10 protein-coding genes are annotated in these 18388 nt (G+C 31.6%); 1 reads left to right on the top strand and 9 read right to left on the bottom strand.

Going from position 1 to position 18388, the window contains the following annotated elements; translation table 11 throughout:
- Positions 1–7 precede the first annotated feature (7 nt).
- From ACZ49Z_RS08045 to ACZ49Z_RS08005, 9 genes are all read right to left on the bottom strand, one after another.
- A complete protein-coding gene (locus tag ACZ49Z_RS08045) occupies positions 8–934 on the bottom strand; it encodes a hypothetical protein (RefSeq protein WP_464307655.1) in 927 nt (308 codons plus the stop codon).
- A 27-nt stretch (positions 935–961) separates the two neighbouring features.
- Entirely contained in the window at positions 962–1690 is a 729-nt protein-coding gene (locus tag ACZ49Z_RS08040; protein WP_464307654.1) for a hypothetical protein, read from the bottom strand.
- An 80-nt stretch (positions 1691–1770) separates the two neighbouring features.
- Entirely contained in the window at positions 1771–5619 is a 3849-nt protein-coding gene (locus tag ACZ49Z_RS08035) for a T9SS type B sorting domain-containing protein (RefSeq protein WP_464307653.1), read from the bottom strand.
- Between the two features lie 77 nt (positions 5620–5696).
- The gene (locus ACZ49Z_RS08030) at positions 5697–6101 is read right to left on the bottom strand and encodes a hypothetical protein (RefSeq protein ID WP_464307652.1); all 405 of its coding nucleotides are present in this window, start codon (positions 6099–6101) and stop codon (positions 5697–5699) included.
- Between the two features lie 12 nt (positions 6102–6113).
- Entirely contained in the window at positions 6114–10526 is a 4413-nt protein-coding gene (locus ACZ49Z_RS08025) for an RHS repeat domain-containing protein (RefSeq protein WP_464307651.1), read from the bottom strand.
- 54 nt (positions 10527–10580) lie between these two features.
- The gene (locus ACZ49Z_RS08020) at positions 10581–11060 is read right to left on the bottom strand and encodes an RHS repeat domain-containing protein (protein ID WP_464307650.1); all 480 of its coding nucleotides are present in this window, start codon (positions 11058–11060) and stop codon (positions 10581–10583) included.
- A 99-nt stretch (positions 11061–11159) separates the two neighbouring features.
- A complete protein-coding gene (locus ACZ49Z_RS08015) occupies positions 11160–15740 on the bottom strand; it encodes a hypothetical protein (protein ID WP_464307649.1) in 4581 nt (1526 codons plus the stop codon).
- A 21-nt stretch (positions 15741–15761) separates the two neighbouring features.
- Complete coding sequence (locus ACZ49Z_RS08010; protein WP_464307648.1) at positions 15762–16223, bottom strand: hypothetical protein; 462 nt, start codon at positions 16221–16223, stop codon at positions 15762–15764.
- Positions 16224–16336: 113 nt separating this feature from the next.
- Positions 16337–16903, bottom strand: coding sequence for an OmpH/Skp family outer membrane protein (locus ACZ49Z_RS08005; protein ID WP_464307647.1), 567 nt, complete (start codon positions 16901–16903; stop codon positions 16337–16339).
- A gap of 172 nt (positions 16904–17075) precedes the next feature.
- Between ACZ49Z_RS08005 and serS the strand changes: the two genes are divergently transcribed.
- Positions 17076–18347, top strand: a complete 1272-nt coding sequence (gene serS, locus ACZ49Z_RS08000) for a serine--tRNA ligase (protein WP_464307646.1) — start codon at positions 17076–17078, stop codon at positions 18345–18347.
- Positions 18348–18388 lie beyond the last annotated feature (41 nt).

The raw sequence follows: 18388 nt of genomic DNA, 5'->3' as shown, positions 1-18388 counted from the left end.
CATTAAATTAATTAATAGTAAATTTAAAAGTAGTACTTTGATTACTAACGTTTCCAGCTTCGTCAAATGCTTTCATTTTCCAATAATAAGTACCTGCATTTGAAATGGTTTCAGAATGTGGGTTTGTAACTCTCTTTTTTAACAGCAAACTTGTTAAACCGCTATCATTATAAATATACAAACTATCAAATTCAATACTTCCTGTAATTGGAGTTCTTGTCCAGCTAAATGATACCGCATTATTTGTTAAAGATGAATTATTAGCAGGGTTAGTTAAAACAGGAACATTCGGATTGGTTGTGTCAACTATTAAGTTTCTAGAACTATAAAGAGTAAAATCACTGCCGTTAGTTGCCCTCACTTTCCATGTAAAAACACCCTCTGAAAATGTATAATTATATGATGATACCGTTACATTTTGATTGGCAACTAAAGTATTAGATGCATCAAATATTTGTAACTGATAACTTGTTGCTCCTATAATAGGGGACCAAGATAGCGTTTGTGCAGTTACATTTGTTTTAATATTATTTGTCGGTGTGTTTAAAACAACAATATTATTATTAAAATCTGCATTACTCACAATAGATAAACTTCTTGAAACAAACTCAGTGCTATAGGAATTATTTAATGCTTTCACTCTCCATTCATATTCTCCTATGTTTAGCTGTTTCGTGAATGACGTCTCTGTTGTTTCTGTATCTAAAACAATTTCATTAGCAGTAGCAAAATTTGGTTTTGCAATTTGGATGCGATATTTGGTAGCGTCTTCTAAAGCTTCCCAAGTAAAAGTAACACTTGTGGAATTAAATTGAGCATTGTTTGCTGGTGCTAACAACTGCATATTTTTATCAGAAATATTGGTTTCTAAAATTATTTCTTCACAATTCGTAAAGAATAAAAGTAAACATAAGCTAAAAAAATATTTTTTCATTTTGTATTTTTTATTGTTTTGAAAGAATTACATCTTATATAAGCTTTTTTCTTTCTTCTTTTTTATTTTTTTATAAGTTAATCCTTTACACGATTTTCCTTTAGAAACAATATCTCCAATTTCCCATCTATTTCTATTATTTTCAATCCAACAAAAAGAACTTATTTGATAGCCTAAAATATCGCTTGATATAACATCTAATAAATCAATCCTTTTATTATTGCTATATAATGCAATTTTATATTTTGCATCATCTGTTTGAATGAGGTAATGCGTGTCTGATTCCCTAATTTTTTCAATTAAAACCGAAGGTAAATTAACTAACACACCTGTAACTAAAGATAAATTATTATTCTTTTGAGCAAGTGTCACTATTTGTTCATTATGTATTCCGTTTAACTCATTTATAAACTGTCCTCTGTCTGCTATTTGTATACTTACAACTTCTGGTTTTATAACTAAACTATCAACATAATTAACTACTGATTGCTTTTGATTGTATTTTGCTTTTGTAAGATTAATATTATTTAAACGTTTTGTGAATGGAACAACTGCTATTTGGATTTTTATTTTTTCATTAAGTTGAGGATATGTAGTCACTTGAAACTCATTTTTCAAACCTACTATAGACTTAGCCTTCCCAATTGCCCCTAACTCGATAGTTGAATTAGAAATAGTATAAAACTTGTCTTTTACTTTTACAGATTGACAAGAATATAGAATAGAAACAAAGACAAGTAACACTACTTTTTTCATGTAATTAATTTTATTTTTCGAAAGAATTAGTTAAGATTAACTTTTGTAAAAGTAGTTATTTTTTTAAAACACTCAAATGCTTATCGCTTCAAAGTAAAATGACCCTTTACAGTTTTACCATTTTCTAAGGTTATTGCATACCAATAGTCTGAAGAAGGTAAAGGTTTGTCATTGAAAAAACCATCCCAACCTGTCCCAAGTGGACTTATTTGTTTTAATAATTTTCCATAACGATCAAAAATATAAATAATTGTTTTGGCATTCAATTGTTCATTTACACCTTGAATATTCCAAGTATCATTATAACCATCACCATTGGGAGTGAAAAATTTTGGCACCCCTAAAACACTAATCTCTTTTGTAGCAATACCACAACCATAAATATCATTCACATAAACTGTATAAATCCCAGCGGGTAAGTTAGTAAACGCATTAGAAGTTTGGTAAACGTTATTATCTAAACTATACTCATAAATACCTTCTCCAGATACTAAAACAAGTATAGAATTATTATCTGATAAATCGGAAACCACAATATCATCTATAGTTGCAATATCCGAAGCGGTAACAGCAATAGTTCTGGTTCTAGAACAATTCGTTGCATTAGTAACTACAACTGAGTAAACACCTTCGTTATTTACCACGAGATTATAATTCGTTTCATTAGGTAAAAGTAAATTATCTAAATACCATTGATAGCTATAATCGTTTTGTGCACTAGGGTCTATTAAACCTGCATCTATATCAAGTGTAAAAACAGCATTGTCACTACACACCAAACCATCACCTTGTAATTCTATTTCTGGAACGGGATAAATTACAAAAGGAATCGTAGTTGTAGCAACACAAGTTGTGTTTATAGGATTAATAACTTCAACCGTCACATTTTGTGTTCTTGTAATAAAAGGATTTGGCAACGGACTTGACAAAACGATTCCATTTTCATCATAATATCTAACTTGCATTCCTGTTTGTGCACCTAAAATAGTATTTTGAAAACCACTAGTGTCAAAAGCATATAAACCATCTTGTAAGTTTGGGTTTGCTTCATCATCACAAACTGTTGTTAAACTTATTGGTAGAGCAAAAGCTTCTGGTAAATCATCTACTGTAAAAGTAACTGTTGTTTCATAATAACAAGCTGTTGGAGTGCTATTGTTTACTCTTGCAGTTAATACTTGTGAAGCAGTTATAAAAGGATTAGTCACGGTTACGGGATTACCCAAAGCATCAAAATAAGCAACAGTAACATTAGTTAACCCATTCAATAAATCACTTTCTAAATTGGTCGTGCTAAAAGCATACAATCCATCTTGGTCATCATCACAATGATTGTAACTTTGGGGTTGCACAATAGGAATAGGTTCAACATGTAATGTAATATGATGGCCTAGACCTAAACAATCATTATTGAGCTGACTATCGACTCTAACATAAATATCTTGTGTGTTTGGATAACCAATATTCGTATAATTAGAGATATCTACAATCGCATTTTGCTCCGCTAAAGCATCTGCAATATTACGATAATAGGTAACATCTAGTAATTGTCCACTAGGATATTGTGCTAAAATTTGCGCATTGGCACTACTAAAATTAAAAGTAGCAATACCATCTGTATTAGAACCCGAAGCCATATCATCACAAACAGTAAACATTTCCTGAATGGTACTTGAAATTTGCGTAGTCGAAACTACTAAGTTTAATTCTGTAATAGTATAACAAGCATTGGTATTAGTTACTTTCACATAAACAATATCCGTACTTACCGTTTGATTCGTATAGACTGTAGTATTAGGAATAGGGTTGTTATTGTTTTGTGCATCAACAAAAGACTCAAAATAAGCAATGGTCAATCCTGTTGTATTCCCGATAATTAAATTTTCAGCTTCTGTGAGGTTAAAAGCACTAAAACCGTCATTGTCATCATCACATTGTTTTAGAGTAACAGGCGAATTGATTATAGGATTGGCATACACCTCAATTTCGAATGATGTTGTAGCTAGACAATTTGGATTGAAATTATTAATAACCTGAACATAAATCGTTTCAACTGCATTAGTGTTTACATAGTTGTTTGGATTTACAATCAAGTTTGCATAGCTCGCATCGGTATAATAATTAACTGTAAAAGCAGTAGTCGATTGCCCATTTAAAATAATACTTTCGTTTTGAGTCAAATCAAACACAATACGATTATCATGGGTTGTACCAAAACTGGAATCGTCACAGGCTCTGATGGTAGGGATATTTGTTGCTGGAGTAGGTGTTTCAAATACTTGAATATCAAAAGTAGTAGTTGCAGTACAATTACTATTTTCCAAGTTATACACTTCTGCTATTATAGTTTCAGATTGGTATGCTACTAAATTTTGATGTGCACTTGGGTTTGCTATAACAATCTTGTTTGCATAATCCGTAGCATTGGCATAATAACGCACACCGAACTCAGTTGTCAATTGTCCATTCAAAATGGCTGTTGTGTTTTGTGTTAAATCGAAAGTATAAAAACCATCGTTGTCATCGTCACAGGCTAATAAGTTATTAGGTTGTGTAGCCGTTGGAACTGCTGAGATGGTGATGTCTTTCGTTTGAGTAATGGTTTCAGATAAAGTAGTTACTGTGGCTGTAATAGTATAATCTCCTGTAAGTGCATAAGTGTGATTTGGATTTAACCCTGAACCTGAATTGCCATCACCAAAATCCCAGTTTACAGCAATTACACTATCAGTATTTGTTAACGAAAAAGAAGTGGCATTGCCTAAACAAAGATTTTTAGCAATAATGCCAGTTGAAAAATAGGACTGTATAAATTGAGGAAGCCCCGCTTTACACAAACGACCGTTAAGATTGACACCATTAGCAACAAAATTACACCCTACGCCTAACGTATTAGGATTGTTTATTACAGATAAATAATCACGATCAAAATTAGCACAATATAATTTTCCATCTGGACCTAATTGCAAGGCACCTATTTGATGATTAATATCATTTGTAACTTCATGAATTAATGTGGCTGTAGCAGGAATATTGGCATTGGTTAAATCAAATTGTAATAGTTTGAAAGTTCCCGCTGTTGTACCTGTAGTAAGATAAGCAAGGTTTCCAGAAGGTGAAAATTCAACTCCATAGTTTCGAAAAAAGGGAATGTCGTAAACAATTTTTTGATTGGATATAGTTCCTGTACTTGCATCAAAATCAAACAACTCTACAAGTCCATAAAAAACAGAGTTAATTATTTTATCACCATTAGGAGATACTTTTAAATAACCGACAGAATGAACAGCAGCTGAAAAATTAAGCAAAGGAATAGGTGTTCCTACACTGCTAATTACAGGAGTAGAACTTACTCCAGCGCCCGACACAAGATAGGCTCTAAAATTATTGGTAGTAGTAGTAGTATCATATATTTCATGAAAAATAACCCAATAATCAATGCCATTTTCATGTTTTACTGCTGTAACCTTTTCACAAGAAGGAGTAAAAAGCTGTATGTTTTTCGTTGCCGTAATATCTCCTAAGCCGCCATTTAAATTCATGTCTATTTCAGAATAATTCGCACCATCAGTACCTGCATCAGAATCTGTGGTGAATAGATAATAAATAGAAGTACTACCTGGTTTTGGAATAGCAATAGCAGACTGCGTACTTGAACTACTGCCTAACAAGCCATTGCCATTTGGCATTACTTGATGATTGGCATTCCATACTTGTAAACCATTGCTATAAAATAGAACTTGACCTAGACTATTAGAAATAGTAGTACAACCTTCATCAATTTGCATTTGGCTATCAGTTAAAGCTACAGGAGGCCCTCCATTAAAATCGATACCCGCTTTACCACCAAAATACCAAATATTTGCTTCTCCTTGCGAAAAAGCAAAACTAGTACATAATAGTGCAAGTATAAAAATACAATATTTCATGGTGTTTGTTTGAAAGGCAAAAATAGTATTGTTTTTTTAATGGATTTTGTTAATCATACTATTCTCTTTTATTCTAACTAATCAAGACTATAAAAATGTTTAAAATAGACATTATAACTAAAAAAAGATTTTGGTTCTATGTCTTCTGAATTATAATCTAATGTAAAAAAACATTTTTCTAATTGATAATTATAGCTACCATAAATTTCTTCTGTTTTACCAATTGCAATTACAATTCTTATTATATTATCCCACAAAAGATGTGTAGTATAGCCAATTATAGTATAGTCATCTTTTAATAAATTTATATTGAATTGTTTTTCTTCATTAGTATAATATTCATTTGCAGTAATTGTGAATGTTTGTGAAATGTCATTTAATTGATATTCTTCACAAAGAGTATCAATTAAATGACATTTCACTAAATCTAATGGATATTGTTTTTTTAATATTTTTAATAGAATTGTCCCGATATTTTTCATTTTATTTTTTAATTAGTTTTTACCAGCTACAAATTCAGTAAAATAAATAATTTTACCATGTATAGGATGCATCGCTTCATTACCGTAAATTCTAGTTGACCCTGTAGTTTTACCATTTAACTTAATTTCATAATTAAAACTTTTGCCTTTATATGTAAAACCAGATATATCTTTAATCCCAGCTTCCTTTTTTGCTAAAGCAAACCTCCCTTTTTTAAAAGCAGCTATAATTTCATCTTTTAATCCTGCATATCGATTAAATTTTCTCCAATGTTTAGGGTCGACAAGAAAACCAGTAAATGAATCAAAAGTTTTTTGTGTCCCTCCAGTAATTGAAAAGCTTGGTCCAAAAGAAGGGTTTGTGTAATCATCATAAAAATACCAATCAGGTAATACCAAAGCGGGTCCAAGATATTTGTCAATTATTACTTCTAGAATGAATTCAGAAGTAATATCACCTACAGCTTTATAATCAACTTCAGAACTGGTAAATGTATTTTCAATCATAACTTGCCATGATAAACCATATTTATTAGTGTAATTATAAGTTCCAAATGAAGTTGCAAATCCATAATCTTCAAATTTAGAGACTGAAGACCATTTTACATCTTTTCCATATCCTTCATTTATTGATTCCCACCAATCTACTAAGTATCCTTTTCCTTGAACTCGATACCATAATTTTTTCCACCATCCACAATCTGAATCAGGTTGATCACATCCTCCATCTGGGTCCCATCTACTTATAGGATTATTACCCATGCCAAGATAAGGAGACGCATATTGTCTGTAAGGATCAGGGTTTAACCATCTGCCTATTCTACCGTCCCATAAACGCAGTTTAAAGGCTTCCATTCCTGTTTCTGGGTCTAGTTCTTGTCCTTGAAAAGCATAACGATAATTGTCAAAAGCATTCCTACCGGGTAACACTTCCCCAAAAGGATAATAATCGGCATAGCTAGCAATAAGGTTAGGACTGCCTCCTGTAGGTTCTTTTATAACCGCTCTAATATTCCCTAGATGATCGCTAATTTCATACTGGTAGTAACTACTAGATGCTGTAGGACCTACAGTATAAACGCCTAAACGATCTGCTCCATAAACAGGAAGTTCTGCTAATGCTAGTGAATTCCCAACTGGTTTTCTATAAATAGCCATAGTTACTCCAGAAGCATCCGTTACATAGTATTCCGTGTAACTTTCTATAAAAGGATCAGAAGTAATATAGGCTATTTTTTTATAGCGTTCCCCTCTTTCATTGTAAAAAAATTGTACTACCGTATGCCCGTTTTTTTTAACCTCTGTTACTTGCCCAGAAGCATTGTACTCATAAGTTAAATTTTCTTGTGCATTCGTTTCTAGTTGTCCTATCGCATTATAGGTATAATTATTAACAGGTTGGTTTTTAATATCAGGGTCACTTGCAGGCGTTATAGCGGTATCGCTTACTCTATTTAACTGGTTTTGATTGTTGTTGTAACTGTAATTTAAATTGTCAGTAATGTTTCCTGTATCATTGGTTCTCTTTAATCGAATAATATTACCATTCCTGTCATACACTATATTGCCTTCTTGGTAGGCGTTATTAGCATTTAAAGTAATGGCACCGTTTCCATCAGCATTTTGTAGCGTTCCAAAGGAAGCATTTTTTAACCAATTTTTATTGTTATACTCATAAGTAAAGGCTTTAGGTTGCACGGCTCCTCCTACAACATCTAATTGTTTGTTGGCATAGCGAATGGCTTTAATGTTTCCATTAAAATTATCTGTATTACCTCCTGCATTTGGTGATGTTGTTATGTTGGTGTTTGCTCTACTATAATCACCTTCATAATAATCTAAGGTAATACCAAAAACATCATTACTGTCTCCTCCAGGATCATTTGAAGCTAATAAAGAAGGGTGATTGATGCTTTTTAACATCCCACCAAGGGTATATACATAATCCAATCCTTGAAGCCCATTTGCTAAATTGGTTCGTTTTAAAGAGCCGTCTATATTATAACTGTATTCCGCGTTAGTAGTTAATGGACCATTATTAAAACTAGTCTCCACTTTAATCATTTCGCCATTAAAGTTGTAGGTATAATAATGTTCAAATTTATCTGTTGTAGACTCTTTTTGATAAATTACCTTTTTAACCTGTCCTTTAGCATCATATTCATAATGGATAGTTTTCAAGCCTAGACCTGTTATGTTTTGTACAGTCCATTCTACTCGCCCATATAAGTCATAACTATACCAAGACGAAGTTTCGTTATTATAAGTAGTTACTACATTTCCGGCCAAGTTGTTTTGTTTATAGGTAGTTGGGTTTAACCCAAAACTATCAAAATCATTTGTAGGAGGAGTAATACCTTGGTAATTGTTATTATAGTCATAAACAATAAAATTTTGTTCCAGTCTAATAATTCCTGTCCCTGAAGGTAAATCTGTATTATCTACAGCTGCTTGAGCGGTTGACCATGTGATTCCAGATAAAATACCATTTTCAATAATTCTACCCAAATTATCGTATTGAATATAAGAAACTTTGTTTTGTTGTGATTGTAAGGCGTTTTGAGAAAAACGAATTTGCCCATCTTTTCTGTAGGCAAATTTTGAAATACCTTCATCAGGGCTTTCACTTTCTAGTAATTGTCCCAAAGTATTGTAAGTGTATGTTGTTGCCATGAGATACATTGGTAATGCTTCTACGAAACCACTTTCTATTGGGTGAGCATCATATCCTTTAGGTTGTATTGTTTTTACAAGTCTACTTGTTTTATCATAATAGTTTACAGAAAAATCAGCATAATTTACTTCATATTTTATACCTAAAGCAGATGGATTATTCGTCTGAACTGATCCGTTTGTTAAATTAATATAAGTGTCAAAATTCTCTACTGGTGTTGTTATAGCCTCTATACGATAAACATTGCCAGGAGAAACAGTTGTAACTAAATTACCTGTTCTTAAATCATAAACTTTATACAATGACTGTCCTTGAAGAAAAACTATAGAAGCCGTATCTATTCCTGAAGGTATATGAATATCAACAAATCCTTGTTTACCAATAGTTGAAATTACTGGATAAGTATCAACGTTTACATCAACAATTCCTTGCGCTAATAATTTGCCTTCTCCATCAGTAAAAGTAACACTTTCAACTCCGTGAGGATCAACAGTAATTGTCTTAAAAAATTTTGTCTCAACCTTTTCTAAAGAACCATCAATAGCCCCATTAAAATAGTCATAACCAAACAAGTAATACATTTCTTGCGCAGCTGGTATTGTAAAGGAATAACCTGTTTTCCATTCACCTCCAATCTGATTTCCTCCATAGGAACGAATTACATTTCCTGGATTAAGTTTGTCATATTCGGTTTCCGAAAAAGGATGTGTAGCTGTTGCTTGAAACGGACTTAAAGTGTTTGTATCTCCATAATAATAATCCAAATAGGTCGATTTAGCAACAGGGTTAGATAATACATTAATTTTTTCAAAATTATTTGGTGTAATGGTTGGAAATGAAGACTGAGAAATTCTTCCAAAATTATCATAAATAACTTCACATCTCCATGTTTTGTTATTCATTACGTCCTTAGATAGAGAAACATTTGGAGCCCCTAAATCATCGAAATATGTTCTACTTATGTTAGTTATATTTCCTTGTACATCATATGAAACACTATGAGACCAATTAAAGTTGCTTACTAGTAAATAGGAAGAAGGAGGTGTGCATCCTTGAAAAGAAGTTTCAACTCCTTCTTCATATAGACCATCACCATTTGCATCTAGAAACCAAATACTATTAGGATGTATACTTGCATTATTATCATCACAATCTGTATTATCTACAACATAACCATAAGGAGCGTGACATGAATTATAAAAAGTACTTAATATTATGTTATTTGGATCTCCAAAAGAATCTCCATCTGCATCAAAGTACCAAGTTAAAATATTGATATTTGGATCATTATCATTACAGTCATCTTGATTATCGGCATAACCTTGAGGTTGCGTACATGCTAAAATAAAATTATCAGTTGTGGTATCTGCTCCATTTGGGTCTATAAACGGATCTGTAGGATCAGTAATTTCATGTATTCCTCCTTCTCTCCCCCCATAGCCGTCACCATCTTTATCTAGATACCATTTTATGGGTATTGTTACATTTGGATCATTATCATTACAGTCGTCTTTGTTACTTACAAAACCTAATGGAGCAACATTTGTTGCAGTTGATGTTAATACATATTTATTTCCATAACCATCTGCATCCAAATCTCTATACCAAACAAAAGTAGTAGTCGGAATACCCCCATTATCTCCTGGATCTAGTATTTCTTCTGCACCTCCAATCCCTATACCTCCTTGTGAATAAGTGTAGTTCAAAGCCGTTAGCATGAAAAACAGTATGAATTTTATATATTTCGTCATTTTACAGTATTTTTAAAGTATATAACATTTTAAATTAGCATTTACATCAAAAGACTAATTCATATGTCTATAATTAATTTTGCTCTTAGTACTCAATTTAAACCCACCTGTGACTCCATTTGCAGGATCATCTAAAATTTCTGTATAAGTTTTAATTAAACGACCAGCCGCATCATATTCGAAACGAGTAGCTAAACCGTTGTTGTTTATAATGTGTGTTAATTCATCATATTCGTTATACACATATCCTGTAATGGCTGAAGCGATTGGGCGAATCATTAAGTCATCAAAATATACTGTTGTGCTATCTATAGAGTTAACATACCAATAAGCGGCAGTATTATTTAGGTCCATATAATTAGCATCCACATAATGATTTAACAATACCCAATCTCCTGCAAAATATTTTTCTCCATTGAATTCAAAGGTATTCCCAACATCATTATTAAACCAACGCAATCTTGTTTTTTGGTAATTATTTTTATGTGCCCATACTGAAATTTTGTATTTCCCACGACGATGGCCTGCATACATAAACACTCCAAACTGTGTAGCATCTGTTGCTGCTACAGAATTCTTACCCGTATGTGCGTAATTTGAGGTAATTGAAGTATTTGCATTAGTAAGTCTAACTTATTGACCAACATAAAAATCGTGAATACTTTCCTCTGCGCCCGAATAATACATTTCATTATAGCCTGCATTACCCGTTGCTTGCACTTTTTCATTAAAAATATCCATTTTAGTAGCTGCTTTATTACCATTTATATCTTTAACCTCCAATGGCTTAGAATAATGATCATATAAAGTAACCTCAGAAGTTTGTTTCCATTGAGAAGGCTGCACCGTACCAACCCCTACTGTCCAAATAAATCCATCATCAGTATTGTTTGTAGCATCATAATTTTCAAAAATTCCATTAGTGTCAGTTACGCCATTCCAAATATAGGATTTATGCTTTCTCCAAATTTTTTCTTTTGGGTTAGTAGGACTTGTAGTATTTGCGTTTAAATCTTGATATACCCATTCATTATTCCAAGTCGTAATTCCAACACCCGTTTCTTTCCAAACTCCATTATCTTGTATATAAGAATAGGAAGCAGCAGTTTGTAATAGCATATTTCTATTATTAATATTATCTACTTTACTTCCCATACTAGCGTATTTTGTATAGGCAGGAACAATCTTTGTCTTATAAGTTTTTCCATCACTTGAAGTCGTTTTGGTTTCTAAAGGTTCACCTGTAAAAAAATCATATTTATCGTAGGATATTTTATTATTAAAACCATTTGAATTGAACTCTAAACTTTCTAATTTAGATGGATAAAAAGTTTTACTAATTGAACTTACATTCAGTTTGCCACCGTGAAATCCGCTTCTGGAGATAAAAGCCTCTTGTTTTACCCCTGTTTCTCCATGATTATCAAGATCAGCTTTATAACTTAATATCTGACTACTCAATAATTGCCCTTTTTCATTAAAATATTTAATAGAATTTAATCTTCCTAGGTCATTAAATTTATTTTTTATTTCAAATTTAGAAAAATTTAATTGTGGATTTATTACTTCATTTTGGGTTTCTTTTACGGATAATTTATCACCCAATGAATATAAAAAATTGGGGTCTTGACTGAAATTATTTAAAGTTTCAAAAGTATAATCAGTTTTTGATAACATATTTGAAGAATTTTGTCCATAAATCTCTACACTTACATTTTTATACAATACAACTGGCGGAGGCAATTCAGAAGCATATGGAAGAACAACAGGTTCCTTATATGGCACAAAAGAAGTAGATCCAGATGACTTATAACCTATACCATTTGGTTCTTTACTATAATTAGGGTTATTATAAAAATATTTTTGTAAGCTATTCATTTTTCCATCTTGATGCATACTAATTGTTTTTACCCTCACACCTCCTCCTTTTCCTTTAATAGGGGTTGAAGAAGATGCTAACTTGTAATGAACATTAATATCGTCCCTGCTATAAGAACTCCTCCATTCAGGGCAATTTTGATAACCAGCATCTCTCATAATATAACTATCATGAGAGCCGTCAGAATGCCTAACTGAAGTCAAAGAAAAATCTCTATTGACAATCCAACCTTCACTTTGGTCATCAAAATGCCAATCAACCGAATTATTAGGAATTTTAAAAATTACTGAATTCTGATCTACATTTGTTATTTGCCCCTTAACGCCATCTACATTTAGTTTAGCTTCTCTAAAATGCCCTCCGTATTTGCTTCTTCTACAAATAAATAGATCTAAAGATATTTTTTCATTGATCTTGAAGTAATCTAAAAAGGTAGTAAAGTTCGTTAATGTACTATTTGCCTCTCCTGGATTCCTTGTTACTTTAAAATATAATTCATCTGTAGAATAATTTTTAGTGATAAAAAAAGATAATCCTTTACTAAAAATTCTAGATGATAAAGAGGCGACTGAATTATAGTCATCTGTTTCATAGAAAACCCTTAATTGACCTCCTGTTGGAGTGGTTATTTCATTTAAACTCCAAGCCGTTGGATTGGACTTGTGGTATCCCCAAGCATCTTCTTCATTCACATCAAATGCAATTGAAGGTAGATTATATGAGAATTTATACTTCGGCATAAATGAAACGCCTTTTTTCCCTTTAAAATCGATACTACATAATGTTAATTTCCCTTTATTACTTGCAGAAGAACTAGGAGAGTTTGGCATTAAAGGATAATTAATATCATATTCAAAATCTATAACTTTTAAAGCTTTTTCATTAATATCTATTCCATTTAAGTCGCCCTGATCAATAATATTTGAACTAGTATGAATATCAATAACTTTTAGAGGATTTATATTTTGTGTATAAGTGCCATTCATCCCTGAATCATTTGTTAAATTTGCGCCATTTTCCCTTACAATTCCTGTTATTTCAAATGCTCTATTCTTTGAATAATATGCTTGTGTTGATGGAAGTAGATTTGATCCGCTCGCCTTGTTAATTAAAACATTACTTGTGTTTTTCAAGAGAACAATCTTATCCAATTTTAATGAATAATGACTTGGAAAATCTGCATAGACATAATTTTTTTTATAACCATATATTTTATCAATTAAGTGCCCTTGATAATGTGTCGGAATGTTATATAACGAGAGTGGTACAGGGATTCTTGGTGACTTACCCGTAATATATGACCATTCATCATAATGTACTGATGAATAGCTTGATGAATTTGAAAAAAGATTAAATAAAGATGGATTATTAGCTCTGCTTGTATATTGAATTACTTTTTTACCTTGTGCATCTTTCCTTAAACTCTTAATAAAATAAGCTGTATGCGTTCTTGTTCTTACAGCGTCTAAATAATATACCTGTTTTCTTCCTCTATAAAACTCATATCGGTTATTATCTCTAAAATCACCCTGCACTAAATCACTTTCACCAGAAGATGACTGCCAAATATAACCATCTGTCCATTTACCATAGTCAAATTCTATCCAATATCCATAATCTTCATTATCTAAAATATTATTATTGTTACTATCTACATAATCTGGACCTGTGACAGCAGTTAATAACCAATCTGTTGCATAAGGATTATTACTTTCACTTAAATAAAATTCACTATTTTCATTATTAGAAATTCCAAAATTTTTATACCAAGTTTGAAAATTTATTACAGGCAAAGAGTAATGATATGTTTTACCATCATTATCTGTTATTCGAAATGCACCAATCGATTCAGGATTATAAGTATTAACATCTGTTCTATTTAAATTTTTAGCTTCAACAAAATTTATATTGCCTGCTGAAATTTGAGAATTAGTAAAAGATTCAATATATTTTCCAGTTCTTTTTCTATCCCCAGTTTTAATTGCAATACCTTCCGCTGTAATTGTTTCATTATAAAGAAATGAATTTGTAGTATTCGCACAAATAAACTGTTTATAATCTATAGAATTATTTGACCCCGACAAATCAGCTTCTGCTGCTGTATTTCTAATTATATTAGCACGGTTAATTCTCAGAAAAGAAGCATTTGTGTTATTAAATTCAAAAAAAAGTTTTGAATTTAATTTTAAATTATAATCTAATAAATTCTCATTGTTTTTAAAAAAATAATATTTTACCACCTTGCTACTTTGAGGAGATAGTAAATCATGATTATTTCTACTATATAATTCTACTTCACTATTAAAACTTGGCGAAAAATAACCACTGATACCCTGAGAACTAACAGAGTAACTATCATAATTTGGTAATAACGTTCTTTTATAATCCGCTAGTTTAGATACGTCATTTATACTAATAATATTATCTATATTTCCATCATACATTATTAATCGTTTTGTGTCAGAATTTTTCTTTAGATAATAATTGACATTATTAGTCCCAAAAAGACTATACGGGTATAATATCCCAAAATAAATATCAAATGATTCTTTATATAGACTATACTTTATTTGTGTATGTCCATAATAAAAAAAGAAAGCATTAAAACCTTTTGAAGAAACACTAATATCATAATCTCCAGAAGAAATATTTGAAGCGCTAGTTGAAATACCTGTTCCATTTGAAGAAAAACCAGAGCCTTGCCTTTTAAAAGTTCTAAAAGAAACACCATTAGAAATATTACTTGATAAATTTTCCGCTGTATCTGAATACCCAAAACCAACATTGGTTCCAGAAGTACCTGTAGCTACAGACCCAACAGTAGGTCCAACTCCAAATGTTATACTTCCTCCAAAAGTTTTATTAGAACCCCAATATGCGCCAACACCCACAGTTATCCCATTAAAATTTCCTCCAATCCCAACATTATAATAATTACTTTGACTTCCTTCATCGTAGATAAAAGTTTCGTTACTCCCATCAGAGATATCATCCGCAAAACCATTTACACTCCTATTAATCGCGCCTGGGTTTAAAGACCAACCAAGACCAACCCAAGAAGCTTCTTGGTCCATAGCTACACCAGCTTTATAAGACAAAGTCAAAGGGTATCCCCCTTCAGGACTAGGAATGTTTAGTAATGGCATAGTATAAGACATATCACCAGTAGCTAAATTAACCATATCAACTGCATCTACAGGTTCAAATGTTGCGGCCTCAAATGCATTAGGCCCATTATTACTTGCATACAACAAGTTAACAGGTAATAATGATGGTAAAAAAATGGCTAACAAGACAATAGCGATTCTTCGGTGAAAGGGTCTCGGATTATTCATATTTATTATTCTATACTTAACTTATAAATTCAATTTCGGTTCGTTTTTTAAAGGTTTGGTTTGTACCTTGAATCTTACTTCTCCTGTATCTAAACCCAAATCTTCTATCGTAAAATTTAGATAGCCTTCTTGCATTTTTTTTTCATCTCTAGGATAAACTATTAAAATAGTAGTTGCATTAGTTGCCCCATACATTCTTGGATATACAAAATCCGCCATGGTTAAAGTATCTTTTTCAGGAGTAAAAAAGTGCACTTTTTCATCCATATTAAAAGCCAAATCGTTAACCATTTGTCCAAATTGAGCTTTATCACGAACTACATTACTAAGCAATTCTTTCCCGCTCAAAGACATGGAAAGATTAAAGTAAAGATATTTGCTATACTTTTTTCTCAACAACTCCACTTGTTCTTTCGATCTATCTACACCCAATTCTTGTTGCACCATTACATCAGTAGGACGATATTGTAGTGTATAATTCACACCATTTATTTCTTTACTATACCCGTATTCTTCTTCTGTTATAAACGAAAAAATTTCTTCTGTAGTATCAAAAGTTTTGGTACTACAAGAAGAAAAGAAACAAAAGAAAAAGGCTATTTCTTTTTTTCATATTCTGCATTTAAACCTTTTAATACTTCCGTTGTCAAATCGGTAGCATCATCTGCATACATAATGTTTCCTCCTCCACTAGCTCCAAAAATAATCTTATATCCTTTGTTCTTTCCAAACTCTTTAATATAATCATTAATATCATTGATAACTGTTTGTGTCGTTTTTTTATCTTCTTCTTGTATTTGCTTTTGAATAGCTTCTTGGTAACCATTAATTTGCTGCTGCTTGTTTCCCAAAAGTTCTTGTTTCAACTCTAATTCTTTAGGTGACAATGACGCTCTTTCTTTTTCATAAGCTTGCAATTCTTTTTGCCAACCTGTAACTAATGAATCAACATTAGCTTTTAAAGTTGTTGCTTTTTTGTCAAATTCAGCTTTAGCAATTTTTGTTCTTGAATATCCATCAATCAATTTATTCACGTCTACATAGACTAATTCAGAACTCGACTTTGCAAAATAAACAGCTAGCAGACTTAATAATAAAGCTACAAAACTAACAATTAATACTGCTTTAGGTGTATTTAACTTTTTGATGTTTAATGATTTCATTATTTTTTTTATAAATTCCTTGAAAAAGTAAGAAAAATAATAATATAACTTATACTGAAAAACATTCTTTTTTTGCAAATATCTAATTTAAAGATTGTTAATCTAACTTTTAATTTAATTTCTAAAAACTAATAACAAATTCATTAAATTTGCTTTTTAAAATTAAAAAAATATGTTACAGGTAGCTTACATTAGAGAAAACAAGGAAGAAGTTATCAAGAAATTAGCTAAAAAAAACATGGATGCTAAAGACTTGATAGAATTGGTTGTAGAATTAGATGAAAAAAGAAGAACAACTCAAGTTGAATTAGACAATCTACTTGCAGATTCTAACAAGCTATCCAAAGATATTGGTGCTTTAATGAAAAGTGGTGAGAAAGCAAAAGCCGATATTTTAAAAGAAAAAGTAACGCAATCTAAAAGTCGCGTTGAAGAATTGAAGCATGTATTGAATTCTACTTCTTTACAATTACAAGATGAGCTTTACAAATTACCTAATTTACCCGCAAATATTGTTCCCGAAGGAAAAACTCCTGAGGAAAATTTGAATGTGTTTGAAGAAGGAGAAATTCCAAAATTGCATGAAGGGGCTTTACCTCATTGGGAATTGGTAAAAAAATATGACATTATTGATTTTGATTTAGGAGCTAAAATTACTGGTGCTGGTTTCCCTGTTTACAAAGGGAAGGGAGCAAAATTACAACGTGCTTTAATCACTTATTTCTTAGATAAAAACACAGATGCAGGCTATCAAGAATACCAAGTACCGCATTTGGTAAATGAGGCATCTGGATATGGAACGGGTCAGTTGCCTGATAAGGAAGGACAAATGTATCATGCAACAGAAGATAATTTATACCTAATTCCAACGGCAGAAGTTCCTGTTACAAATCTATTTAGAGATGTCTTATTAAACGAAAGTGATTTACCTATTCTTTGCACGGCCTACACTCCTTGTTTTAGAAGAGAAGCTGGGTCTTATGGTGCACATGTTAGAGGTTTAAATCGTTTGCATCAGTTTGATAAAGTTGAGATTGTTCGCATTGAACATCCAGATAATTCATACAAAGCTCTTGATGGCATGGTGGAACATGTTAAAGCGATTTTAAAAGAATTAAAATTACCTTATCGTGTTTTGAGGCTTTGTGGTGGAGATATGGGATTTGCTTCTGCTTTAACTTATGATTTTGAAGTATTTTCTACAGCTCAAGATCGTTGGTTAGAGATTTCTTCTGTATCTAATTTTGAAACTTTTCAATCAAATAGACTTAAATTACGCTTTAAAGACAAAGAAGGTAAAAATCAATTAGCACATACTTTGAACGGAAGTTCTTTGGCATTACCAAGGGTTTTAGCTGGAATCATAGAAAATTATCAAACACCTGAAGGTATTGTAATTCCTGAAGTTTTAAGAAAATATACTGGTTTTGATATTATAGATTAATCATTAATCTTACTAATATAATGTACTAATTTGACGCAAAA

The sequence above is a fragment of the Flavobacterium sp. KY-23415 genome (assembly GCF_055384985.1).
This window is presented reverse-complemented; position numbering and strand designations above follow the sequence as displayed.